The 24,868-nt window shown below is 52.7% G+C and carries 21 protein-coding genes and 1 tRNA gene; 16 read left to right on the top strand and 6 right to left on the bottom strand.

The genetic code is table 11. The annotated features are described in order from the left end of the window. The first annotated feature begins 55 nt into the window (after nucleotides 1-55). The 5 genes from ACQY4V_RS03120 to ACQY4V_RS03140 all read left to right on the top strand — a co-directional run bounded on the left by ACQY4V_RS03120 (nucleotide 56) and on the right by ACQY4V_RS03140 (nucleotide 3,674). Nucleotides 56-370 (top strand): hypothetical protein, encoded by a 315-nt coding sequence (locus tag ACQY4V_RS03120; protein ID WP_428515466.1) that lies wholly within the window; start codon nucleotides 56-58, stop codon nucleotides 368-370. Between the two features lie 247 nt (nucleotides 371-617). After that, nucleotides 618-1,580, top strand: a complete 963-nt coding sequence (locus ACQY4V_RS03125) for a radical SAM protein (protein WP_428515467.1) — start codon at nucleotides 618-620, stop codon at nucleotides 1,578-1,580. Beyond that, on the top strand, nucleotides 1,577-2,158 hold the full coding sequence (locus tag ACQY4V_RS03130; protein ID WP_428515468.1) for an exonuclease domain-containing protein: 582 nt from the start codon (nucleotides 1,577-1,579) through the stop codon (nucleotides 2,156-2,158). Before ACQY4V_RS03125 ends, ACQY4V_RS03130 begins: the two co-directional genes overlap by 4 nt. Continuing rightward, complete coding sequence (locus tag ACQY4V_RS03135; RefSeq protein ID WP_428515469.1) at nucleotides 2,155-2,733, top strand: AAA family ATPase; 579 nt, start codon at nucleotides 2,155-2,157, stop codon at nucleotides 2,731-2,733. The genes ACQY4V_RS03130 and ACQY4V_RS03135 overlap by 4 nt, the downstream gene beginning before the upstream one ends. After that, entirely contained in the window at nucleotides 2,730-3,674 is a 945-nt protein-coding gene (locus ACQY4V_RS03140; protein WP_428515470.1) for an aldo/keto reductase, read from the top strand. The genes ACQY4V_RS03135 and ACQY4V_RS03140 overlap by 4 nt, the downstream gene beginning before the upstream one ends. Nucleotides 3,675-3,681: 7 nt before the next feature. Here the strand turns inward: ACQY4V_RS03140 and ACQY4V_RS03145 are convergent, their stop codons facing one another. Further along, the gene (locus ACQY4V_RS03145; RefSeq protein WP_428515471.1) at nucleotides 3,682-4,875 is read right to left on the bottom strand and encodes a hypothetical protein; all 1,194 of its coding nucleotides are present in this window, start codon (nucleotides 4,873-4,875) and stop codon (nucleotides 3,682-3,684) included. 427 nt (nucleotides 4,876-5,302) lie between these two features. On the opposite strand from ACQY4V_RS03145, the gene ACQY4V_RS03150 reads away from it, so the two are divergent. From ACQY4V_RS03150 to ACQY4V_RS03175, 6 genes are all read left to right on the top strand, one after another. After that, nucleotides 5,303-5,677, top strand: a complete 375-nt coding sequence (locus ACQY4V_RS03150; protein ID WP_428517135.1) for a thiol-disulfide oxidoreductase DCC family protein — start codon at nucleotides 5,303-5,305, stop codon at nucleotides 5,675-5,677. Nucleotides 5,678-5,887: 210 nt separating this feature from the next. After that, entirely contained in the window at nucleotides 5,888-6,103 is a 216-nt protein-coding gene (locus tag ACQY4V_RS03155) for a hypothetical protein (protein WP_428515472.1), read from the top strand. Nucleotides 6,104-6,268: 165 nt separating this feature from the next. Beyond that, a complete protein-coding gene (locus ACQY4V_RS03160) occupies nucleotides 6,269-8,824 on the top strand; it encodes an MrcB family domain-containing protein (protein WP_428515473.1) in 2,556 nt (851 codons plus the stop codon). Nucleotides 8,825-8,966: 142 nt separating this feature from the next. Then, the gene (locus ACQY4V_RS03165; RefSeq protein WP_428517137.1) at nucleotides 8,967-9,899 is read left to right on the top strand and encodes a 5-methylcytosine restriction system specificity protein McrC; all 933 of its coding nucleotides are present in this window, start codon (nucleotides 8,967-8,969) and stop codon (nucleotides 9,897-9,899) included. Next, nucleotides 9,896-10,906 carry an HIT domain-containing protein gene (locus ACQY4V_RS03170; protein ID WP_428515474.1) on the top strand — a complete coding sequence of 337 codons (1,011 nt, stop codon included), beginning with the start codon at nucleotides 9,896-9,898 and terminating at the stop codon, nucleotides 10,904-10,906. The genes ACQY4V_RS03165 and ACQY4V_RS03170 overlap by 4 nt, the downstream gene beginning before the upstream one ends. A 192-nt stretch (nucleotides 10,907-11,098) precedes the next feature. After that, complete coding sequence (locus ACQY4V_RS03175) at nucleotides 11,099-11,632, top strand: hypothetical protein (protein ID WP_428515475.1); 534 nt, start codon at nucleotides 11,099-11,101, stop codon at nucleotides 11,630-11,632. A 94-nt stretch (nucleotides 11,633-11,726) separates the two neighbouring features. Here the strand turns inward: ACQY4V_RS03175 and ACQY4V_RS03180 are convergent, their stop codons facing one another. Further along, a complete protein-coding gene (locus ACQY4V_RS03180) occupies nucleotides 11,727-16,841 on the bottom strand; it encodes a RecQ family ATP-dependent DNA helicase (RefSeq protein ID WP_428515476.1) in 5,115 nt (1,704 codons plus the stop codon). 201 nt (nucleotides 16,842-17,042) lie between these two features. Between ACQY4V_RS03180 and ACQY4V_RS03185 the strand changes: the two genes are divergently transcribed. The 5 genes from ACQY4V_RS03185 to ACQY4V_RS03205 all read left to right on the top strand — a co-directional run bounded on the left by ACQY4V_RS03185 (nucleotide 17,043) and on the right by ACQY4V_RS03205 (nucleotide 20,935). After that, on the top strand, nucleotides 17,043-17,585 hold the full coding sequence (locus ACQY4V_RS03185) for a CHC2 zinc finger domain-containing protein (protein ID WP_428515477.1): 543 nt from the start codon (nucleotides 17,043-17,045) through the stop codon (nucleotides 17,583-17,585). A gap of 195 nt (nucleotides 17,586-17,780) precedes the next feature. Next, nucleotides 17,781-18,422, top strand: a complete 642-nt coding sequence (locus tag ACQY4V_RS03190) for an alpha/beta fold hydrolase (protein WP_428515478.1) — start codon at nucleotides 17,781-17,783, stop codon at nucleotides 18,420-18,422. 300 nt (nucleotides 18,423-18,722) lie between these two features. Beyond that, on the top strand, nucleotides 18,723-19,520 hold the full coding sequence (locus tag ACQY4V_RS03195) for a hypothetical protein (RefSeq protein ID WP_428515479.1): 798 nt from the start codon (nucleotides 18,723-18,725) through the stop codon (nucleotides 19,518-19,520). Between the two features lie 349 nt (nucleotides 19,521-19,869). After that, a complete protein-coding gene (locus ACQY4V_RS03200; RefSeq protein WP_428515480.1) occupies nucleotides 19,870-20,241 on the top strand; it encodes an MbcA/ParS/Xre antitoxin family protein in 372 nt (123 codons plus the stop codon). Between the two features lie 100 nt (nucleotides 20,242-20,341). Continuing rightward, nucleotides 20,342-20,935, top strand: coding sequence for an RES family NAD+ phosphorylase (locus ACQY4V_RS03205; protein ID WP_428517139.1), 594 nt, complete (start codon nucleotides 20,342-20,344; stop codon nucleotides 20,933-20,935). A 414-nt stretch (nucleotides 20,936-21,349) separates the two neighbouring features. On the opposite strand, the gene ACQY4V_RS03210 is transcribed toward ACQY4V_RS03205, so the two are convergent. The 4 genes from ACQY4V_RS03210 to ACQY4V_RS03225 all read right to left on the bottom strand — a co-directional run bounded on the left by ACQY4V_RS03210 (nucleotide 21,350) and on the right by ACQY4V_RS03225 (nucleotide 24,807). Next, entirely contained in the window at nucleotides 21,350-23,014 is a 1,665-nt protein-coding gene (locus tag ACQY4V_RS03210; protein ID WP_428515481.1) for an endonuclease NucS domain-containing protein, read from the bottom strand. 186 nt (nucleotides 23,015-23,200) lie between these two features. Continuing rightward, nucleotides 23,201-23,746, bottom strand: coding sequence for a GNAT family N-acetyltransferase (locus ACQY4V_RS03215; RefSeq protein ID WP_428515482.1), 546 nt, complete (start codon nucleotides 23,744-23,746; stop codon nucleotides 23,201-23,203). Further along, nucleotides 23,739-24,044 carry a DUF1778 domain-containing protein gene (locus ACQY4V_RS03220; RefSeq protein ID WP_428515483.1) on the bottom strand — a complete coding sequence of 102 codons (306 nt, stop codon included), beginning with the start codon at nucleotides 24,042-24,044 and terminating at the stop codon, nucleotides 23,739-23,741. The genes ACQY4V_RS03215 and ACQY4V_RS03220 overlap by 8 nt, the downstream gene beginning before the upstream one ends. Before the next feature lie 689 nt (nucleotides 24,045-24,733). After that, nucleotides 24,734-24,807 (bottom strand) — tRNA-Cys (locus ACQY4V_RS03225). Nucleotides 24,808-24,868 lie beyond the last annotated feature (61 nt).

Raw genomic sequence — 24,868 nt, forward strand, 5'->3', positions numbered from 1 at the left:
ATGGGCAATGCTAGAAAATTGTACGGATGCGGATAGTTAGGGACTAGGCAAAATAGTGTCGCGGCAGATCAAAACAGATAGCTGGCACTGGATTGCACTTGGGTCAGGCCTTGGTGCAGCAGTCCTTTTTGTACTTTTGCACTACGCCCCCAACTGGAAGTGGAAGGTCGTCCTGATCATCCCGCTTGCGGTGTCTCTCGTCGTTTTACTTGCCAATCTGCGCAACCGGTTACGTGCTTTGGGAACAGCCGCATCTTTGACAGCATTAGCCGGTTTCGTCGCTGACATCTCGCTCAACCCATCATCCTTTCTTCCGGGAGGAGGCATCTTTCAAGGCGGCGTAGAGGGTGGAACTGACATTTCGCTTTGAAAGAGAGACCCATGACATATTGCGACTTACAGCAATACTTGTGAAACAGTCTGATTGAGACTTCAAAATGCCATTTGAGCCAGACACGCGCTATGCAAGATCCACGCTTCGACCTGCTCCCAAAGACCTACCAAAAGATCTCGCGAGCATCATTGAGTACCGGAAATCGGGCCTCAGCCTAAATCACATCGTCGGGTGCCCACTCGAATGTGCGTATTGCGTTCGCCATCTTTTCGATAACTATGGAATGAAGCGACCGCATCTGATTATGCCTGATGATCAGGCAGTGGCGGAGCTCGTCCACCATCCGGCCTTTCGAGCACATCAGACACCCTTACAAATTTTCAACAGAGCCACAGACCCGCTGCTTCCAAGGGTCAAAGAGCATCTACACCGTTGTCTCGAGCTGCTCGATGATCTTGGTTTGACAAACCACATCCTGGTGATCACCAGATGGCATGTCTTAGAGGAAGACGTGGCCCGCTTTGAGCGGCTCAAAAACCTTAAAGTGACAATACTGATCACGTGGTCAGGCATTTTTGATCCGCGGATTGAACCTATCGACAGTTCGATTGCTCACGCCTCTCTTTCGACCCTCGCATCCTGCGCCTCTCGAACCCGCAAGATCCTATATTGGCGCCCAATTGTCCTTGGTTTGAATGACACAGACGAGCTGATTGCTGAGGCTTATTCCATGAGCCAGCTGGCTGATGCCACGGTCTTCACGGGCCTTTTCCATCGGGAGAAGATCCGCGATTATCTGCGTTCAGTGAATGTGCCGGACCTATATAAGCTGGTACCTCGCCGAAAGATTCTCCCCCGAGAGGTTGAAGGCCGCATTCTTGAGGCTTTCGGAGGCACTCCGATTTTTCGCAAAACATCCTGTGGTGTCGCGTACGCGCATGGTGTCCACGACTACAACGGCCACTTCGGCATCAAACATATATGTGACATTTGCCCTGCAGAGCAGGTCAAAATCTGTGCGGCTGCCCACAAAGTGCCCACACAGCGGCAGGTGCTAGGATTTGCGCGGGAGGTTGGCCTTGAGATAGGAAAAATCGATATTTTTTCCGGACATATCGTTGTCGAGAACAGCACTGAGCAACAGCGATACTTCATTCAACACGCGACAGGATTTCAAGTACATGACCGCGCGCATCCGCATTTGCCAGGTCGGCATGGTCGCTCCGACGAAGGATGGACGCAATGAAACGCATGTGGGCCGTGGATGTTGAAGGCAACGGTGCCAACCCTCCGGAAATTATCGAGTTGGGGATCGTTGAGATGGATGGAATACAGCTCACCGGGAATGTGAAGCATTGGCAGTTTCGGCCCAATCGCGAAATCTCGCCCGCCGTCAGTAGAATTCATGGAATTACAAATGACGATGTCGCCGACGCCCCCCCAATTGAGGACGTTATCGACGACATATTCCTCTGGCTGGAAGAGTCACCCATTGTTGGCCACAACGTTCGGGTTGAATTAGATGCCCTCTCCAGAGTTCTGCCAGATTGGAAACCTGTAGCGGCCTATGACAGCCTCAAGGTTGCGCGCGCCTTACTGCCGAACGAAGAAAAATACGGATTGGAGCGGCTCGGGGATGTGCTCGGACTTAAAGATGCGACCTCTCAGGTAGTCGGTGGTGGCACGGCGCATTCCGGCCCATATGACGCTGCGATGTCGGCAATCTTGCTGGAGCGCTTGCTGTCACCTTTGCCACAGGCGGAACGAGACAGGATTTTGATGGAGGCGGATATTCTCAATTCAAGACAGGGATCGCTGCTGTGACCCGTGTCACCAAAATTGCCGTTGCTGGGACCCACTCGACGGGGAAAACGACCTTTTTGAAGGGCTTGGAGGAACGCCTGATCAGTGCCGGTCATGCCGTCGCCTATGTACATGGAAGTGCAGCTGAGGCGCAGGACCTGGGTTTTCCAATCCTGAAAAACCACACGTTTGAAAGTACGGCTTGGTTGGTCGGACAAGCAATCCGTCTCGAGACGGAAGCGACGCTAACGGCCGATGTTATCCTCATTGACCGCCCCGTACCTGACGCTCTGGGGTATTTGATCGCCGCGCTGCGCATGACACATCGTTCCATCGACCAAGCCCGCCTGGGACGCCTCGAAGCCATCTGCAGAGCCTGGACCCAGGAATACGACCTGGTTTTTGCGACCCAACTGGACGAAAGCATTCCGATCGGCACAGATCGCGATCATGACGCTGCTTTTAGGGCCGCAGCAGACGAGGCGATTGGCGAGATTTTGGCAAGACTTGCCCCTGACCATCACGTTCTCACGCCACAAAACGTGCGACCGTCCACGGAGCTTTCCATGCGTGTTGCCACCGGAGCTGGAAGATGACGCTGCAAGACGACGCCGTACAGAGAGCGTCTGTTGCAGGACGTTACCGCATCGGTATCGGTTGCATGGCCCTCACTGGGCTATACGGAAGGATCGCCGCATCTGATGCACGTGACGTTTTGGCGGAAACAATAAGCCTTGGATTCCGGCTTTTTGATACGGCGCCGTTATATGCCAACGGCCAAAACGAAGCATTGATTGGCGACGTAATTGGATCGACCGAAGGCACGACCGTGGCGACGAAATTCGGTCTTGCTGAGACCAACGACGGCAAACTGATGCGTGATAGTCGTCCTAAGTCAATTCGCGCGTCCGTAGAGGCCTCACTTGCCCGATTGCGCCGTGAACGAATAGATATATTGATCCAACATCGCCCCGATCCAGCCGTGAATGATCAAGAGGTCGCGGGTGCCGTACAGGACCTCATAGATGCGGGAAAAGTTGCCGCATTTGGCCTTTCTGGCACATCAATAGATCGCATCAAACCGATAACAGACCGCTGCTGTGTCTCGGTGGTCCAAAATGAACTATCCGTCTTGAGCGAACCAGACACGTGGTCTGCGCCTCAAAAAATCGGAGACATGGGTGCCTTCTTCATGGCCTATGCGCCGATTGCGCGAGGCCTATTGAGCCCAAATTCCGCGAAAACCAAGCGCGATGCCGAGGATTACCGTTCGCAGATTGCAGCGTTCAACAATCCGTATCAGTCCGTGTCCGAAATACTTCGCATCTGTCTCAAAGATATTGCTTCCGCGTATGGTGTCTCCGTGACAGCTCTTGTGTTGGCCTGGATAAAAACGCGTGGAGCGAACGTTATACCCATTCCTGGCCCGCGTCGTCCGGAGCACCTGTCTGACTTAGTTGATGCCGCCAATCTTGAGGTCGATACAGCTCATATTTCGACGATTGAAGCGATCGCAAGCAGCCAAAGTGATGGATGACAGCCAATTAGGACAGTTCAGGAGCAGGGCCGCCCCCTATCGTCCCTTTCCATCCATCATCGGTCTGGCTGATCATGAGATGATGGTCCGCTCTGTCCGGCGCTTCGGGCAGTGAGAGCTTGAGTGGATCGACATACTTCTCAATGACCTTGGTGTAGGAAGAGACCGCAAAGGATGAGTTCTCCATCGAGGGACCATCCACTAGGTTTGCAGAACCGCTGAAGACCTCACTTTGGCCACCAATGCCGATGTATACCTTCGCATGAAAATCCTGCTTCTTGTTGCCGGTCGCCACGATCTGATTTTCGAGACCATAGCTGGCAAGCACGTCATGATCCAAACCCGTTTCGTGCAGTGCCGATCTATAGCCAGACCATGTCGCAGAGCGTGTCAAAAAGACAGTGCGTTTGGCATCCAACTGCTTCAGGAGGCGTTCCCAAATCTCAAGTTTTTCGCTTTTCGACTTCCATTGATGACCCACGAATGGGGCGGCGATAAGGATTTGATCCTTGTACAAACGCCATCTTACAATGAGTTTGCCCAAGGCATCCATCAAGTATGACTTTGTGTGTATCCCGCTTAGTACGTCATCCAGATCAGTCCCCGAGATGTTTGCTAGTAAAAAGTCTTCCACCTCAACACTGGCACTCGGGTCCACTTGGAAAGGCCGGTAGAACGTGGCCATGTGTTTCCGAGGGCAGGAGCACGGTACCTTGATCGAGACAACTAGATGGTCAACCTCTGGCATCCGGCGTGCAAGATAGTTGTTTAGGATGATCCCCCACTGCCGCCGAATATCGCTCATGGCTGCGGTAAGTTCAGCTAAGGCGGGCTGTTCCAAACCTTTGCGAGTAACTGGACAGCAATAGATTGGGTGACTACTGTAGTCGAATATTGGGTCTTCATCATTGATAACCAGTTCATAAACGGCTTTGTCTGTCGCGTAGTCGACAGATCCAGCGTAGGGGTTTTCCTCGTCGTCATATCGTTCAAGAACCCTGCAATTGCCTGTTGGTGACTCAATCGGATTTCTCAAGTCGATGGCAAATGGCTGACCACAAGCGTTGCACTTAATGACCCAAGTTCCCCGATCGTTGACCGCAGGAAACTTCAGCTCAGTGTAGTGGTGCGGTTCACCGCAATGGGGACACTTCGCGGCGTAATTCTTGCGCCTGGTTTCAAAAATGTTTGGAAGGCTCAATATCTGACATCCACAAATAGGAAGTTTCATACATCAGAGGCACACGCTGTCGCCATTCGAAGTCTAGAGATCATCGTACACCAACGGTTCCTTGAAGAACACGCACGTCGCTGCCTATGAGACTTTGAGTGTCTGCTTTGTAGAGATCGCACCTGAGCGTTTGCATGTGCAGCAAAGGTCGGCTTCCCGCCCTTCGATCAAGGGGACAAAACCTCAACAAGAATTGTTTGGGTCCTTCCCGTAGCCGTAGCACATGCGGGTAATTCGCACCCCAGGTAAGACGTCTTTGTGGTGTTCTGCTCGGATTGAGATTTGGATTGTTGTTGTTTTTGTCTCGGGTGCGACAACACCACAACAGCTTTCCAATTAGCTGTTGGTCCTATACTGAACGTACCTGCGGAAATCGAGCTTGAGGCCAATCGCAGTGATGGATGGCGACTGCTCGCTTCGTTCTTGGGTTGCTAGGCAAATCGCAAGGCTAGACAGAGCTGAGAACTTTCGGATCTGCCCCGTCCAGTCGAGGACTGGCGATGCGCTCGTGCGGCACTATGGCCTACAATCGAAGGATACCGAGACGTGGTTGTTTCTCGAAAACGGGCAAGCTTGGTCGGGCACGGAAGCGATCACCCGGATCGGCGAACGGTTAGGCGGTGCTGGCAAGCTTGCGACGCTGATGCGCGTCTTTCCGCGAAGGTCTCGCGAATGGGTGTATCGCCGGATAGCACGAAATCGGTATCGCTTCGGAAAGTCTGACATTTGCGCGACACCCGATGAGAAGCTGCGGCGCAGACTAATGATTTGAGCCCTTCAGACAGTGAAGTCGCTGAAACCTGAAAGTTGTGATAAGAACCCGACCCAGTAAAGGGTTGAAAGGCAGCCGACGATGCATTCGCATTGAGCGAGCGCTGCCGAAGGGGACTAGCCAAGTTAACCCGTCAGAATGACGATCCGGCAATCGAGGGCACGCATTGATTGAAGGTCACCATAGCGAAATCGGGGGTTTTCGAAGAGGATGACGGATGACGACGAACCACAAACACTGCCAGCCAAGCGTGAGCTCGCTATGGCGGCGCGTGCAACGATCGAGCTGTTTGGCAATGGAGCCATAGCAAAGACCAAAGAACGGCTCAGTGAAGAGGAGGCTGAAGGTAGCAAGCAATCTGTAAGGTATTGGCAGATGCTGCTTTCTGAGGTTGTACGTCTGCACAGACTTCGCCACAAATACTAGCGTGGAACGACTGCATACTCTTTTGGATATTAATGCCTTCGGAGTATGGAAGGCAGTGGAATTGAATTGCTGATCGGCCTATTCGCCGACGTCTGAGCTCTTTGATTTCAGGAGGGAGTAAGGGAGATCGAGCGGGTTACTGATAGAGATGCTGTTGAGGCTGCGATGGACGAATTTGACCGTCTAGGTCGCGAGGATTTCCTTAAAAAGCATGGTTTTAAAAGCGCAAACCAATACTTCGTAAAGCGCGATGGTCGTTTGTATGACTCAAAAGCCATTTACGGAGTTGCACACCAAATCCAATTCCCAGAGCAAGGGTTAAAGCGTTCACCCGACTTCTCAGGCGGGGAACGCCAAGTCCAAGGCCCATTGGAGGCGCTTGGTTTCGAGTTTGAAGTAACCCCTGGAGCTGAGGGTGTGACTCACGAACTTCCTGACGAGCTAAGCATAAGTTCTGAAGATGTGCGTTTGATAGTGAGTTCGCGCGCCAAAAACAGATATGCGGAGCTCTCCGTTGAAGAACGCTCAGCCTACAAAAAGGTCTCAAGCGCTCTCGAAAGGCTCGGCAATCTCGTTAAGTCTAAGCTTGCAGTACCAGACAAGTTTGAAGTGCGAACAACTTCTGGCTTCAACGTTAATAGTGGCGTGCGGAGTTACATTCCAAAGGACCTTTGGTTTTCCGTGTCACCGAAGGAGAATAAGAAAGACCTCGCGGCTATACCGCAGATGTTCATGATCGTGTCTGAACGAGGCATTGAGTACGGCTTTGGCGCATCCGTCTCGCCAGCCGACTTTTCTCAACAGGGGGCAAAAGAGGCTGTGAAGGCCGCGGCTCCGATGATTTTTGACAGGCTGTCAGAGCCGGGCTCTTCCGAGGCGACGGGTATTTCTCAAGAGCTCGATAAGCACCCCCAATGGTTCTTTCGCACCAAGCATCGCCTCGATCCGAATGTTCAAGAGTTCTCCAATCTCCACGAATGGCTCACCTATCTGAAATCCAGCTCAGGAAAGACGAAGGCTGCCGGTGCGATAAGTCGTTACCTCAAGGGCGATGAGATCGATAACGTCGATCTTTCCGACGAAGTCGCACTGATGGCGCGCATTTTTGAGCCACTGCTTGATCGCGATTGGCATGCTGATGCGGTGATAGATAATCGCTTGGAGCCGAACCTGCAGGATATGCCTTCTAAAGACAACTTTGACTTGAAAGGATCGAACGACTTCAGTGTCCGTCTCCTGGAGTTCCTCGAATGCTACGGCAAAAAACGCTCAGAGCCGTTTGGTGTCGATGAAGAGCTTGGAGCCTCAATGCGCAACCTCCAAGGCTGGCTCGAACAGGTGCCCGCTGTCGCCGGTCGACCAACGATCAAGGTTAAGATCAGCGTCGGCCAGGGAGGCTGGACCAAGACTCCTTGGATCGCGCTACTCGACACCAGAGAGACGACGAGCACTCAGCGTGGCAGGTACATCGTCTTCTTAGCTTCCGAGAACCTCTCGACAACCTACCTGACCCTTAATCAGGGTATGACCGAGCTCGTCAATCGGCTGGGTCAACGAGAAGCAGTGAAGGAAATGCACAGGGTCGCTGAGATCTCTCGTAGTCAACTCCAAGAGCTTTCTTCCTTGGGCTTTTCCCTGAGCAAGGACATCGATCTTAAATCAGACACTTCAGCGGCAAAGAATTATGAAGAAGGAACGATTGCTTTTGTCGAGTTGCCTTCTGAACGACTTCCAAACGACCACACGATCAACGCGTATCTCGAAACTGTGTTGCGAGGATATGAACGTCTTATCATTCCTGACGTTGCACCGCCTGAATATGATCCGGTCGAACATGTAATGGCTGAACCTTACTCGATTGACGATGCGTTGGAAGAACTCTTCCTCGAACGTGAAGAGGTTGAACGCTACCTCGCGACGTGGCGGGATAAGAAGAACTTGATCCTCACGGGCGCGCCGGGTGTTGGCAAATCTTTCATTGCACGGCACCTCGCCTACGCATTGATTGGATTTAAAGACGACAGCAAGGTTCAGACGGTCCAGTTTCATCAGTCCTACAGCTACGAGGATTTCGTGCAGGGCTATCGACCTAACGGCAATCAAGGCTTCGAGAGGCAGAACGGTACTTTCTACGAGTTTCGTAACAAGGCACTAAAAGACCCGGCCGGCACCTATGTCTTCATCATCGACGAGATCAACCGAGGCAACCTCTCGAAGATCTTCGGCGAACTTATGCTTTTGATCGAGCAGGACAAACGCGGTCCAACTTGGAAGACCCGCTTAGCTTATGCGACTGAACATGATGAAGAATTCTACGTTCCAGACAACATCGTCATCCTTGGAATGATGAATACCGCGGATCGTTCTTTATCGCTGGTCGACTACGCACTTCGACGACGCTTTGCCTTTGTTGCAATGAAGCCGCTATATGGCGCTCCCAAGTTCCGCGCGCACCTGGAAAAACATGGTATTCCTGAGGATGTCATTAACCGGATTGTTAATGGCATGAGCGAATTGAACCAAGCGATTGAGACAGATCGTACGAATCTCGGTCCCGGTTTTCGGATAGGGCATAGCTTCTTTACGCCGACCAGCGCGGTTACTGATCCGGAAGCTTGGTATCGCCGCATCGTGGAGACAGAGATACATCCGCTCCTTGAGGAGTACTGGTTTGATGCTCCAGAAACGGCGGACCAGTGGCGTGACCAGTTTCTGAGGTGAGCGGGTGACTATTCCCGTCCGAAACATTTACTACCTGCTGCTCTATGCTTGGGGTCACTTTAAGAGCGGTGGTGTACGAGACATTGGTGTTGATCAAAGCCCGGACCTACCGAATCTCCTTGGGAACGTATTGAACGATGGAGTGCACCGGCTCCTGCGGCGCGGTCTTGACCGTGGGTATATTGAGGTCACTGAAGAGACGCGCTCCCCTCGTGGAAAACTTCGGATAGACATCATGACAAAGCAGCAGACCATGCTGCGTGGCTTTGCGGTCTGCGATCTAGACGAACTCACACCCGACGTACTCCACAATCAAGTTCTGAAGGCGAGCTTGCTCTCACTTGCCAACTGTGCGGACGTGGAAATACGTCTCCGACACGATCTCATGACATCTGCGCGTAGGATGGGAGGCGTTTCACCGATCCGGCTCTCATCAGACCTGTTCCATCGCGTTCAGCTTTCGCGGAACACGTCGCAGTACGCCTTTCTGATGCGCGTCTGCGAGCTCGTCTTCCACGCGCTTTTGCCGGATGACAAAGGCGGTGGCTCCAAGTTTCAGAGCATTCTTGAAGACGAGACGCGCATGTCCGCGGTCTTCGAAGACTTTCTAAGAAACTTCTACCGCTCCGAGCTTGCTGGTTACTCCGCAGCTTCAGAGATCATGCCTTGGCTTGCGGAGGCCGAGGACGAGGCTGATCTTGCATTTCTGCCTATCATGAAGACCGACATCACACTCAGATCTGGCGAACGGACAATTGTGGCTGATGCAAAATACTATAAAGAGGTTCTGGCTGGCGGTCGCTATGATCCAAAAGTACGCTCAGCGCACCTCTACCAATTGTCTACCTACCTAGCTCACACACACGCGAAGGAGCCAGGACGATGCGTGTCAGGGCTGCTTGTTTATCCAACGAGCGGACAGTCTTTGCGCCTGAACTATCACCTTCTTGGCATGCCCGTGACGGTCGCAACCGTTGATCTGCGCTCTGAGTGGCCAGAGATCCATGCCGAACTGATCCAGCTGATCGACCCCGATGCTGCGCTCATAGCAAATGCAAACGAGCGGAGTGCATGAAGATGGCGGTTACGGCTTTCGAAAAGCTCTCGGAGTACATTTCGACAAAAATGCGGATGTCGCATATTTATCAACCGGTGATGCTCCGAGAGCTGTTAGTCCGCGGTGGCAATGCAAGCGTTGAGGAGATCGCAACCGCCCTGCTCGCGTATGATCCGTCGCAGGTTGAATATTATGGGCTTCGGACCAAAAACATGGTCGGAAAAGTTCTCACAAACAATGGAATTACAGAGGTCAGAAGATCTGGACGCAGCATCGCAGGATATCAACTACTGGGTTCCGGTGACTTGAGCGCTGAGGAGCGAGACGCCCTGATCCAAGCGTGCGACGCGGCGATCGAAATCTTCCTGGAAAAACGGGGAGAACGAGCCTGGTCCCATCGAAGCGTCGCGTCCGGCTACATCTCTGGAACCCTGAGGTACGATGTCCTGAAGCGGGCGAAGTTTCGTTGCGAGCTTTGCGGTGTCTCTGCGGATGAGAAAGCTCTTGAGGTTGACCATATCCTGCCGCGAAACCAAGGCGGGTCGGATAATGAAGTAAACCTTCAAACTCTTTGCTACTCCTGCAATGCGATGAAGCGCGATCGGGACGATACAGATTTTCGGGGGGTCCGAGACCTTTATCAGCACCGTGAAAAAGGTTGCATCTTTTGCGAACTGTCCGCGGATAGGGTCGATGCGGAGAACGAACTGGCGTTCGTAATTCGAGATGGGTTTCCAGTGACCGAAGGGCACTGTCTAATCATCCCGAAACGCCACATCAGCGATTACTTCAAGCTATTTCAGCCTGAGCTCAACGCAATTCAGTCGCTTATGCAGGAAGCTAGGTCGAACTTGCTTCGCCTGGACCCCAGCATCGATGGGTTCAACATGGGTGTGAATTCGGGAGAGGCTGCAGGTCAGACAGTATTCCACTGTCATGTCCACTTGATACCACGGCGCAAAGGCGACGTTGAGGAGCCGCGCGGCGGTGTGAGAGGGGTATTGCCGAGCAAGCAGGCGTATTAATCTCTCCTAGGATGATTGGGTGATGTAATGGATTGCTATTTGGGTTGGGACGTAGGCGGCTGGAATTGCGACAGAAACCGAAATAGCCGCGACGCATTAGTTGCCTTGAACGGTATTGGGGCGGGAATTGGAGCGCCTTGGCGTGGGAACCTAAGGGAGTGTGTAAACACCGCGGCGTCCACGTCGGAATTCTTGGGTCACCTTCTCTCCCTTTGCCAGCTTGATGAAATTAAAATTGAAGACGCAAAGGTTGTGCTCGCAATAGATGCTCCGCTAGGTTTCCCGGCCGCGTTTAGAACACTTCTGCTGTCGGAACCTATGTCTGGCGAGATTGGCACGTCAGCGAAGAACGAATACCTTTATCGGTTAACTGAGCGCCGACTTTTTTCGGAGGGAGTGCAGCCACTTTCTGCGATCAAGGATATGATCGGTAGCCAGGCCACCAAGGCCATGCACGTCGTGGCTAAGTTTGCTCCCAAGTCCAACGAAGTTGGAGTGTGGACTGATGGCGGAAACTTTACCGTGATCGAAACTTATCCTGCTCTTTGTCGCGACCGCCTCGGCCACACGAAACCAGACTTGTTCGGTAGAGAAGCAGATATCGCCGATGCACGTGTTTGTGCGCATATTGCTCAGGAGTTCCGAAAAAGACGTGAGAACCTAGAGGCCCCCGTAGAAGGTGTTCCAGAAGGCGAGGGATGGATTTGGGCGCCATTTCGCCAGTGATAAGGGCACAGGAAGATTGGCTTGGGACTTGCGGCGCAATAGGCCGGTCATATGGTAGGTGAACCTGGATTCCGCGGCGTCCCGTTCCCCAAGGTCACAACACTTCAAAAACCAACTCTGGCACGACAACCTCCCACGCATCTCGCCTAAGTGTATGGTGGTATGCTTCGTCGCTGTCGTCTTTCCGCCTGAGAACGATTGCGGCCACCTCTCCGCGTAAAAACTTGGTGTTGCGCGGAGCTGAGAAGCTCTTTGCCATACGGCCAATGCTTCGACCACTTGCATCGCGAACAGTGTATGGGTGTTCCTGAAGATCCAAAAAGACTGGGTCGCCGACTTTCGCATCAGCAATCGCATTCAGCGCTTCATTCTGATGGCCGAGGCGACCAGCAAAGGATAAATCGACACTGCTCGTTTCAGCGGATTGGAAATACCGCCTGGGACCTGGGAAGTTTGAGAGGTCAGGCGTTACGGTTCGGCTGATAATCGCGGGTGATCGCGTCGGGAGATATTCGTGGTTATCGTTGCTCATAACTATGAGGTTTCGGCGCGCGCGGGTCATCGCGACATAGAACAACCTTCGTGGCGCGTCCTGATCTTCATTCCGGGACGGGCGCTCCCAACCTCCATCGAGAATGACGAGATCATCGAACTCGAGTCCCTTTGCCCGGTGTGCTGTTAGGAGCTTCAGTCCGCGTTGCTCACCCCAAGATTCCCGAGACAATTCGGCCAACCATTCAATTGCATCCGCAGCAGGCATGCTGCGATTATCGATCTCGCGCGCGAGCAAACCCAAGCCTTCGCCAATGCGATTGGTCCAACGCGAGCTAGGGATCGAGTTTAGAATGTCCGTCAGATCGGATATCGAAACTACTCGGCTTTGGTCTTGACGGAGCGCTTCGACAAACGCTTGCATTTCGCGCATGCGCCAAAGGCCGGGCAGCTGTTCATTCGCGACCTCGACGGGAATGTTCAGCGCCTCCGCAAAGTCTCGGACAGGCGCAAGTTTCTTCCAGTCTCGTGAGATGACGGCTGCCTTTGACCAAGACCAATCGGGTATCAACCGGGACAAGCGAACAAGCTCGTCGATCGCTGCCATCGCTTGTGCGTCGTTGCCTTGGGGACATTCCAGAATTTGAACTCTTCCTTGGGCAACCGGATCAAGCCCGGCCATTTCGCCGCCTGGCGGATCATTTCGCCTCGCCGGATCGACCATGATGTCGTGGCCTGTCTTCATTCTATCCGCGGCGTGTTCGATTACCGCATTAGCCGCGGAAATGATGTTGTTTGTTGAGCGATAGTTTTCGGTCAGAAAGACTGGTTTTGCAGAATAGTCTTCGTCGAACTGACGGATGTGACGGATAGAGGCGCCTGCAAACGAGTAGATATTCTGATCGTCGTCTCCAACCGCGAAGAGACTGATGCGAAGATCCGGATCATCAAGACTCCGGCCTGCAACTGCGGAAATGAGAGCATATTCTTCCGGGCCGACATCTTGGTATTCGTCGACAAGAAGCCAGCGATACCCCTGAATTAGAGTATCTCTCAGCGACTCGGCGGCGATCTTGTCCTTGCCATCTCCACGCAGAAGTCGAACGGCATCCATCAGCAGGTTATCGAAGTCTGGGTTTTCGGCGGCAGCGGTTCCCGCAAAGCTCGCACCCACGAGGCGCATCGCTAGTGAGTGAATGGTCGAGACGGTTACAAAGCGGGCTTCATCTCCAATCAGAATGCGCAGTCGCTCGCGGATCTCAGCGGCGGCATGCCGATTGTAGGCAAGGACTAGAATGCCTCTGGGGTCTTCCCGCTTAATCTTCAACAGGTAGGCAATGCGATGCACCAGAACACGGGTTTTCCCCGAGCCCGGGCCGGCTAGCACAAGAACATTGGTCTGCTCGCGATCGTCACGAACGATGTGCTCTTGGGTGCTGTTGCCCAACGAGTCGACGATATTGGTCCATGTCTCACCTGTTGCTTGCCGGCGAAACTCTGTGCCACGGCCGGGCATCCATCGACGCATGAATGCGTCGCGCTCCAAAACAAAGTAATCTTCCGCAAGCCTCTCGGCGTCGTCGATGCTTTCGAGGCCTTTCTCGGCATAGGCCGCCATGACATGAGTTTGGATGGTTTGCTCTGTGTAGTGCTCTTCAAGCGGCGCAAAGTTTTGCACCGTGAAGTTCCCTCCCTTGGGGTCAAGGTGAAGAGTTATTGCTGGTCGAAAGACCGAAAGACCTTTGCCGAGCGTTACGACTTCCTGTTCATGCAGCCAGAGAAGCGCACGATCCATGAGTTTGTTCGGGTCGCTGACGGCTCCTCGAAGCATGGCGTCGCCGTTTATCGCTGCCAATAAGCCACCCAAGGTCGTTTCAACCGCGATATCTTTTCCTCGTACCCCCCTTGGTACTTTCCCGACTAAATAAGAGAGAAGTCGCTCGGCTCCGAGGCGACGGATTTCGGCGGTCTTGTCGACAATGGACCAGGAGCGTTGCAGCCGAACAAACAGACTTCCGCGCGAGGCCTTTCTAACGTGCAGGTTTCCCCGGCCGCCTTCCATGTCCCGGCCGTCTTGCGCCATTCCACGTAGAAGACCCTCCACAACGTCTGGGCGCACAGTGTCGTGGCCGGCTTCTCTGAGGACCTGGCTGGTTGCTGCGAGATTGAAAGGCGTTGGCTCTCCATCATCCGCATCGGATGCCTCTTCCCGCAGTATAGAGACTAATCCAGCCTCAAGCTTTGCGGCCGCTTCAAACCGAGCCTGCGAAGCGTTCTCCACACCGACATGCACAAAAATCGTAATGTTGGTGTCGTCATTGGCGATGCCCAGCGCTTCTAGATCGGTGAGCGCTCTGCGCAAGGCTGGTCCCGTTAGCCCACTTGCGCCACTAAGGTCGTCTGTCGAAATCCCCTCCTCCGGGGGTGCGTTGATGATGTGCTGGACAATCTTGAGAAGCTGGCTCCGTCGCGTGTCTGTGATGTATGCGCGATCGAGGATCGACTTGGCCTGATCAATTTCCTTTACCAGTAGTGAGGCTGGGAACACCTGAACGCGGTTCTCCTCGCGCCGAAGGAGTCTTGACTCTTCAAGCCAAGCTACGGCTGTTTTGACACGCGTATCGTCAGTGGTGCTGTCGCGCTGGAAATCGTGGTCTTTCTCTTCTTTGACGATTTCACCCGAAGTCGCGACGACTTCCCCGTTCTTGCGTGTTTTTCCGTCAAGCCTCCGGACGGCTTTGAGGATCGCGCTTATCTCATGGCGCGCCAATCGCGAGCGGGCACTCAGGCTAAACTGGCGATCAACATCTTCAGTACTGAAAAGTAGCGTGCAACGAGCAGGGGCACGGTCCCGACCCGCTCGACCCGCTTCTTGTAGATAGTTCTCCAATGAACCGGGTACGTCTCCGTGCACAACAAGTCGAATATCAGGCTTGTCGATGCCCATCCCGAACGCGTTGGTTGCCGCGATGATGCGAAGCTCGCCGACGCGAAACGCTTCCTGGATTTCTCGCTTCTCGTCTGCCGATAGACCTGCGTGATAGCGCTCGGCTGCCAGACCCTGTTGCTTCAGAAATTCGGCCACGCGCTCCGTGGCGCTTCGCGTCGCGCAATAGACAACAGCGCCAGAGGCCCCGGATGCTGGGAGGTATTCCTCTATTCGATCCAGGATGTCGGCCAACTTGGTAGATCGTTGGGTCGGGAGAACCTCGAAGCTAAGATTGGAGCGAGAAGCACCGCCGTCGAGCAAGGTGAGTTCAAGTCCAAGGCGCTCGTTAAAGTGTCCTCGGATATCTTGAACTACATCAGGTTTCGCGGTTGCAGTGAGACAAAGGATGGGGGCGACCTCATCATCTGACCGTTCCTTGATGAAGCGGCCAACGTATCGATAGTCAGGCCGAAAGTCGTGGCCCCATTTCGAGACGCAGTGCGCTTCGTCGAGAACCCATAACCCGACTTCGCGTTGCGCGAGGACAGACCGCACCGACATGCTGCGCAGCTGTTCGGGTGAAATCAGGAGAATGGCGGCGTCTCCCATACGCACCTTGTCCAATGCGTCCTGCCGCTCGGGAAGCGAAAGCAATCCGTTTATCGTAACTGCTGACGAGATACCCGCCCGCGCTAACCCCTGAACCTGGTCAGCCATAAGTGCGACGAGCGGAGATATCACAACGGTCAGCGCACCAGTCTTGTCAAAGCGCGAGAGCGCAGGGATCTGATAGCAGATCGATTTGCCAGTTCCCGTTGGGAGGATGCCTAGAAGGCTTTCGCCTTGCATCGCGCTCTCCACGATACGTTCCTGTAAGGGACGTCCGAACTCATCGATGGGTTCTGGACGAAAGTCATCAAAGCCGAACCACCGCTTTAAAGCCTGTTTAGGATCGTTATGTGTGCGGCAATACTCGCAATTTGGATCACCGCAGTTGGTGTCTCTTAAGGCCTTCACAATGTGCGACGCTTCTCGAAATTGCACGCGAACCCAAGGCGGCATGACGGAGTCTCCGCCAGCCACTGAGATCCAAGAGAGCGCGTAGGCCATAGGCCAACAAAGACTTGTGTCGTCGAGACGGGCCAACGTTTGCTCAACAATTGCAGAACAAGCCGCTCCCCTAAGCAAACGACGAACTGCATTCTTAGCTTCGCTCTGCGTCGGGACCGCGGACCTGCGGATTTCTGAGTACAACTGATCAAAGCCGCCGCTGTTCGGCTTGCGACAGCACAAATAGTGATAGGCAATCAGGGCATCTGGTGCCCGCTCGTTAAGCCGGCGAAACTCGCTGATTTGGTTTTCCAAGACCTCGAACACTAGACGTGCATCGAATTCAGGATCATTGATGTGCCCCGTCTGCAGGCGACCATCTTGGTAATGTTTGACCAGGTGGTGATAAGGATTGCGTGGAAAGGCCAATGGGTTGAGCCACAACGTGTCGATTGGAGCATCAGCTAACTTCACAAACCTGGGTGAGGCGGCTGCGAGATGCGGCAAGTCATGGCGAAGAATGTTGTGCCCGATGACGTGATCGAAGCCTCGACAGAAGTCATCGAGCCGCGGGAGTCCCGCTTCGACGTGACCCTTCACAACGAGGCTAGGGCTATCTGGGTCGCGCACGACAGCCGCGAAGGCGAAGATCTTCGCCTTCTGAGGATCGACTTCGAGATCGATGGAGACACATCGATCAAGAATATCCGATTGCCTTATGTCCGCGGCGGTGTTCATTCCCGTTTTGCCAGCTGCCTTACGTCAACCCTTTGAGTATAATTCTCTTTTTGGGTGCCAATATGGCGCGAACAAGTACTTCTAGTCCAGTGAACCGCAATGAAAATCGTAGACTACCGAGCTACCCACTTCGCACTTCAAAATGCCCAAGTCGACGAGTTAAGTGTTGGACGACCTTTGGGCGTTGGCTAGGTTGCAGGTATGTGTCTACCTCGCGATCTAATAGATGAAGTGCGCGCCCGTTCTTCTTTGACCAAATTGGCGGGCCGTAGCGTGGTTTGGGATCCAAGAAAGTCGAACCCAGGAAAGGGGGAAATGTGGGCTAAGTGTCCATTCAAAATAGAGAAGTCCGTTAGCTTTCGCGTCGATGAGAGCAAAGGTTACTACTACTGTTTCGACTGCAAGGCCAAAGGTGATGTCTTTCGTTTTGTTCGCGAGATGGAAAACGCGGGTTTCGAAGAAGCAGTTCGGATTTTGGCAGTCGAAGCTGGCATACCTTTCCCGGAAACCAATAAGTCGATTCAAAGGGCGCTGGCCTACATCACATGCAAGTGTTCGTGTGGGAGGGTATCTGAAGTTTCGTCGGACAAACTCGAGCCTATTCTGGGAAAGAGGCTTACTTCCGCTAATGCATTGTCCTTAATCTCCAAGCTACGGTGTACTGAGTGTCAATCTTCTCCGGCCTATTTATATGACGACAAAGGAAGACAACTTTTTGGCCCCACAGAAGCAGGGGCCGGGTAGCTCAAGATCGGCGTTTACTGCCTTCATCTACTAGGCAATTTGCTATCAAGATCCTTCGAAACCCCAAAGGGCTTCTTCTCTTCTCCACAGATAGCCGTGCATGGGGTGGGGTGCGCCAGGATTGCCGCGGTGGTTGCGTAGTAGTATTTGCTTCTTTTTATAAGTGCTGCGACCGCCTTAGGAGCAGGAAAGACCATGCCGACCGAATTCTTGGAGCGCGGACCTGAAGCTGCAAGGGCCACCATCCTGTTTGCACATGGCGCCGGTGCGCCGATGGACTCTCCTGCAATGACCGCAATTGCGGATGCACTTGCTGAGCATAATTTTAGAGTTGTTCGGTTTGAATTCCTATACATGGTTGCCCGGCGAACTGAGGGAACGCGGAAACCTCCTCCGCGTGCCGAAAATCTGAAGTCCGAGTACTTGGCGGCAATCGAAACGCTACAAGTTGATGGCCCACTCATCATAGGCGGGAAGTCTATGGGGGGGCGTGTTGCAAGTATGATTGCGGATGAGCTGTTTGAGGCGGATCGCATCGCTGGTTTGCTCTGTGTAGGCTACCCATTTCACCCGATTGGGAAACGCAATAAGCTTCGCACTGAGCATCTTCAAGATTTGCGAACCCCAACCTTGATCTGTCAGGGAACGCGCGACCGGTTTGGGTCGAAGAATGAAGTCAGCGAGTATGAGCTTTCTTTGGCAATCCAGATGAGTTGGTTTGAAGACGGCGATCACGATCTCAAGCCACGCAAACGCGTCTCTGGCTTTACACATTCTGATCACATCACGTCCATGGGCGCAGCGGTTTCAGAATGGGTGAAAAGTCTTGTTGTTTAGCAAGACCTTGGCGTGCAGGGTTTGCTTTGTTTGCAGGGTTTGGTTGGCCGCCTGCATCGCGCAAAACCAACATTTAACATAAGGGCGCTTAAGCGCCATGGAGCTCAAATTCGCTTAATAGGGTCGCCTGGCTTCCGATTCGATCACCCATGCGAAAAACTATGAGTTCCAAAGTACTAGCAGTTGATCGAGACACCGAGTTAGCATCACTCTCGAATAGAGGAAGCGTGTTCGCGGTCGCTCTCGGGGACGTCTCGCGCCGAGTGGTGTATGCCGCCACAGATTGCAGTGGAGCGTTGTTTGCAGGACCGTTTCAATCTTCTCAATGTTCTTGGAATAACAGGATATACGCTTGAGACCGCGATCCAAGTGGGGCCGCTATTTGTAACACCAAAAGAGCTTCAAAAGCACCTTGGTCGTTACGCACTGCGGTTCGTCAACTGCACCGACGACAATATTTATCAATTCCAACACCTGGGAAGCGCTTCCGGTATCAAGTACAGAGGGCGCTACTTTGCGATTTCCACTGACCACCAACGAAAACTCGGCCAAACTGGTCAGCTAGGGATAGTCTGTGATCCTGGTCAGTCAGTGATCACGCCGAGCACAATGTGGACCGTCGATGTACCCGAAGAAATTGAACGCGAAGAAAATTTAGACTTCACTATCTACGAGTTTGATCCGTCTCAGTATCCCCACAGAACTCTGACTTCGCAATTTCTGGAGGTGTCTCACGATAATGGAATCGCTGCAGAGGTTGGCAAAATAGCCTTAAATCTAGGCTACCCGACTAGGCTGCAAAACGTCGACTACCACAACGGTGTGGTCGATTTGCTCGTCGTGTCTAGCTTTGTGGAATTGGTAGAAAAGACGACTTCCGAGGACGTATACTTGTTTAGGACGGTCGGGGAGGATCGCTATTTCGAGGATGGGATGAGCGGTTCGCCAGTCTTCGAAGTGATTCGAGACCAAGGGGAGTTTCGAGTGAAATGGCTGGGAATTGTCATTCGTGGCGGCGAAGAATCGCGATTTGGGCGCGTCATTAATTCTGACTTCATATTCCGGCAGATAGACAGAGCCGCATTTGAAAACCCTTGAGGCCGGTATAGTCAGTTCGCTTGAGGAGCTACGCGTGTGCAATGCGACCAACGTTTAACATAATGGACCTCTCGGCCTTGCGGCTATTTCTCCCGGCCACCGAGGCTCTGGAATATCGTGTTGATCTCCGGCTCCAAGTGCAGGCCTCGATAAACAATTGAAGTTTCATGTCGCGCGTTTCCGCTGGGTTCATCGGAATTCTCGTCAACGGGGCGGCAGCTCGTGAGCGCATTGCGAAGTATCATGAGGTGTTCTAGGTGCTTCCACCGCGCACCAGGCCAGACAGCATACTTGTTTCTTGAGTAAGGATATGATATATAAATTTCATGAGAAACGGAGGCGGCTCTAGATGAACCAACCAAATACTTCGCTTCAGACGGCTTCTGGCGCAGTGCTGGGCAAAGCCGTGTTTCGTGCCTCGCAGGCGCTCGGGCTCTCAGGGGCTGAGCTTGCTACAGTGATTGGCGTTAGTCCTCCTTCGGTTTCCCGCCTTAAAGATGGACAGTACACGCTAAGCGGCAAGCCGTTCGAGCTTGCTGCATGCCTGGTGCGTGTGTTTCGATCTCTGGACGCCATTGCGCACGGTGACGCTGCGACGATGAAAGCTTGGATGGCCAACCAGAACACGCACCTTAACACTGTACCAAAGGACGAAGTGAAGACAGCGCAAGGTCTTGTTCGTGTGATGAACTATCTCGATGCCGCCAGAGCTCCCGTATAAGCCCTACGCAAACGAAGTTTGGCGCCTTGTTGAGGCCCAGCACGTTGTTTCGACCACGAAGCTTGTCGACAGCGGCGAGGAGCAAGAGCTGTTGGAGCAAGTGCTGGAGGAGACGAAGCCTCCAGTTCCCCCGGAGTGTCAGCACCTGCACTATCTTCTATTCACCCCGTTTCGTTATGGCCGTTATCCTTGGAACTCACGCTTTCGTAGGATGGGTGAAACTCCAGGTGTATTTTACGGCGCGGAAGATCCAATCACTGCTGTTGCAGAAACGGTCTGGCAGAGAAAAATATTCTTCGAAGGCTCGGCGGGGACCCCGCTTCCAAAGGAACCGGGTACGTACACCGCATTCAGTGTGCCAGTCAGCACTCCTATTTCAATCGATTTAACCGAACCGCCAATGTCTGATGATGCAGCTCTGTGGGCGGATCCAGTGGACTACAACGCATGCCTAGATCTTGCTGATCGTGTTCGAGCAGAGGGTTGCGAGCTAATACGCTATGCATCGGTTCGGCACCCAGATGCGTTAGAAAATATCGCGGTGCTTGCCTGCCAAGCCTTCGCAAATCCCGAGCCTACGCAGTTTCAGACATGGCACCTGTACCTACGGCCAGGGCGTACTCAAGTACGCCGGGAGCATCCGAAAGTTTCCCTTGAGTTTGCGTTCGGAGAAGACCGTTTGGTACTTCTTTAGACTGACGGTTCTGCCGGACCGCGGCCGGTCACTACGACTTAACATAATGGACCTTACGCGCTCGTAGCATGCTCTCCAAAGCGGACGCTCGATCCACGGCCGGCCAAGGCCAGGTTTGCGGGACAAAACCGGCCTTGGATCTATGTCCGCTTTGCGTTCAAGTCGATCAAAAAGGCAGGAGTGCTCAGCGGATTTGCAATCCCATGAAGCGCGCTGAATAAATTGGGAAAATTTGTAAAATGAACTGTAGAAGGCCCGAGGAAAATCAGCAGGTTACCTATTGATCGTAAAATGCGTTGTTGATCTCTATCTTCCAATCCGGTCGTTGGGAAGCTCAGAGAAGAAAGACCTGTACAGTGCCCAGACTCTCCTTTCCTAACTTTAATTCGTCGGTCATCAGGTGCACCGATGATGCTAAGACATCCCCGATAGGTCAACCAAACCACCAGACCAGTTTTCCGAATATAGCTCGCAGATTTCACGCATAAGCGGCTCGTTCTCATCAAATATTCGTTTGAAATCGCTTAAGGGATGGAATTCTGCACAAGATTCCCACCCTTCTTCGGTCATTTGGAAGAACGACCGTTTTGCTCCTGCGATCTCAACCTTGAAGCTCCGGTAACGAAAGCCAATCGTCCGCATTACTTTGCTGTCTTGAGCGTCATATCCGCCCCAAGTAAGCGAGAAGAGCATCTGAGAAATAGAGGAACCATAGTGCTTTCTCAACACCGTATCCAATTTTGCCAACGAGCCGTCCCAACGAAGACAACCGAATATTATGATCTTTTTGCCGTCGACTTCTCGATAGAATGAATAGCTGGGCACGTATTGCTCTGGCTCTCCGTGGCTCACTGCCAAGTAAAATGTGAGTAGCGCAGTTGATGGGTTAAAGAGCGTGAAATTGACGGCATCGGCATCTGCCGCATCCACAATTTCACGCAGCGCCTCACGGATTTGTTTCCTCCAAGCATTGTTTTGAGACAAGCAGCGCTCGATACCACCGACGATTGAAGCGACTTCTGTCTTATTAGCTGGATCAAATGTCTTCGAGAACTGTTGGTAACCCGCACCATCTTGACCACAAATTTCGTCCACGATGACTTCGTCAGACAAGATTTCCAAATTCCGTGAAAATGCACCGAAGCGGTGAACGGTATCGATCAGCCAACCATCATCTTCTAACAGTCGGGACTTAATCTTCGCAGGATACCCGATTTCCAAGAAATCGCACTCTGGTCGAGGTTGTAAATCCAGAACTGCTTCATGCAGAGTGCACAGTCTCTCCTCTTCGTCCTCCATATCTTCGAGCACTTCGAAGGTTTCTGAGCAGTCGGCGCCTGAAGCTCGTAGAATAGACGCATATTCACTTTCTGAGAGTTGCTGCATCGCGAAGTACAATGCCCGTTTGTACTTAGGTAACATATAGCCCTCTGGCGTTGAGCCAGACATCTCAGCTATGATTTTGTGCATAGACTGCTGTTTTGGGGAGGAAATACCTTCTTCAAAACTCTTACTTGGATGCAGTTCTAGAAGTACGAAACTCTCAATGCCCTTTTGACGACAGGCCTCCTCGTATGCGGCTATGGCTTCATTGCAGGCTGTCTCATCCGCGAAGTACCGTAGCTCGTGCCACGGCGCGACAAAGCGTTCCCCCGTACCACCAAGTGGTTCTAATTCATGTGCGCCCGTGACTTCGCCTGTTTCGGTGACCCTGAGCTTGAAGCCCACAACAGAGCAGTGAGTTCGGTGAACCAACGACGAGAACGGCACAAAAAGCTCAGACCAATCGGGCGAAACGACAAAAACCCTGATCTCATCTTCTTTCAGTCCAAGGTGCCGTTTTACTCCATCAATGTATTTGAGCACCTCGTGGACGGCTTCGCGCTCCGCCGCCTTTGTTTTTTTCACTTCAACTAGGACCAGCTTGTTGGTCGCATCCCGTGCAACGAAGTCAATGAAGCTTCGAGTTCCGAACTTGTTGGGTATGTACTGTTCTTTCTGCGAGTAGATCAGCCCGGGCTCAAGAAGTTCAAGCTTGTCAATTAGGTCGTCACGCAACGTGCTTTCGTTATAGCTCATCGCTGCCTCCTTCTTCCCGACCAATGTCGCTTGGCAAAAGTGTAATGCCTTTGCATCTTCTGGGAGTGTTGCTCTCAAGATGTCGAAACTTAGTTTGAATGTTTGCTACCGCTTTAGCGACGGAAACGCTTTCTGAAATTGCCGCTTTCAACGCGCTTAAATGTTGAATGCAAGACGCATTGGGCATTAGGCGCCAAGCGAGGCTCGTATATCGTTCATGCTGAGATAGACGCGATCAACGTTGTCTGGATCATTCATTGGCTGAAACCCTAGCTCCTCATAAAACGCGAAACGGCGGTCAAAGGCCTCATCTCGCAAGACGTCCAGAATAACGGCCATGAGTCCGACTTTCTCCGAAATCTCCATTGCTTGTCTCAGAGCGTGAACCATCAGTGCCCGTCCAATTCCTTTGCCTTGCCAGTCTTCGTGGACTGCCACGGCTTTTATGTAGGTAGCGGGGATAGTAGGCGGAGGACGCGGCCGTTTGGGCGTTTCGATGTGTTCAGGACTGACTGCGAACGCACTTAGTGTATAGAAGCCTATTACCTCCTTCTGCTCCTCATCTGTTGCCATAAACGCGGTGCAGTATCCCGACTTGATATGATCAGTCAGAGCCTCCTTGAGAAACTTATCAATTGGTTCGAAGCCACACGAAAAAGCGCTGCGGTCATGCAGCGCTTTGTCGAATTGTGAGATTGTCAGTTCAGCTACATCAGCTTGTGCTTCAGGCATCCTTTAGGATGCCCTCCGCTTGAGCGGCAGCTTTGGCCAACCCCGGGATAACTTTGCCCGGCCTAGAAACTGCGCTCTTGAATGCTTCAAAAGCTTCTACAGGCAAAACCGACATCGTTGAACGACGTTCCACTTCGCTAACTTGTTGAAGAGCGGCTTGACGAATGAAGTCCGCTTCGTTCAAGCCAACAGTAGCGGCCGCAGCTTTGATGCGGTTTTCGTCGCTTGGGCGCATACGAACTTCTTTGCGCGCAGTCATGCGTTCACCCGTATCGACGGGCTCGATCATAGCAAACATCGGGTGGCTCCTCTTGCTCTAGAGGTACTATGTACGGCTTTTCGCCGTACAAGTCAAGATGATCTTGATCAACATGGTGTGGCACCATGTATGAATATCGCGATGAAGATCGTCACGATGATCATGATAGGCGCGAAAACTGCTCAATATCAGATACTTGGGTGATTTCAAGCGAGCCGTATCGATTGTAGGCGCCACCATTTTTGCAGTTGTTGCGCATTAAAATTGCACGAGAGGTGTCGTTCCTCGCACTGCCACGAAGTTGAGTAAGCAAGTATGGCAATCTGGGCGATCACTGAATTGGAGCTATCCGCAGAGTAGAAATGTGCACGATCGCTTTGAAGCATACCGACCCGTCGAAACGCTCAGAACGGACGAGAGGGCATGTCAACGATTGCCGTTGAAAAATTCCACACCTTTGCCTTGCAGAGTCATGATCTGCCCCTTGGTTTTTTTGAGCTAGAGCGGAGTTCTCACTGGCGGACGATACAGGGCTGAAATTTCCTGCAATCTGCCTAAAGTAGATCGGTCCTGTGCGCGGTGTGGTTTGACGTTCGTCAAGTGATGCGGATCTTTGTGTAGCAGCTACAAAGGAAATGTTACCTACTGGCTTTGGGCGGGTACTTGCATAAGTATTCCGGCGAACTTCAAAATTTACCCATATTAATCAGAGGCTTAGGTGTTTGTTTTGGAGGCGAGTACCGGAATCGAACCGGTGTAGACGGATTTGCAATCCGCTGCGTCACCACTCCGCCAACTCGCCGTCCGTGGTGGGCCAATCGGCCTGAGATGCCTGATTAGTGTTTCGTGCAGGCGTTGTCCAG

The organism is Roseovarius sp., from assembly GCF_965277045.1.
Classification (GTDB): domain Bacteria; phylum Pseudomonadota; class Alphaproteobacteria; order Rhodobacterales; family Rhodobacteraceae; genus Roseovarius.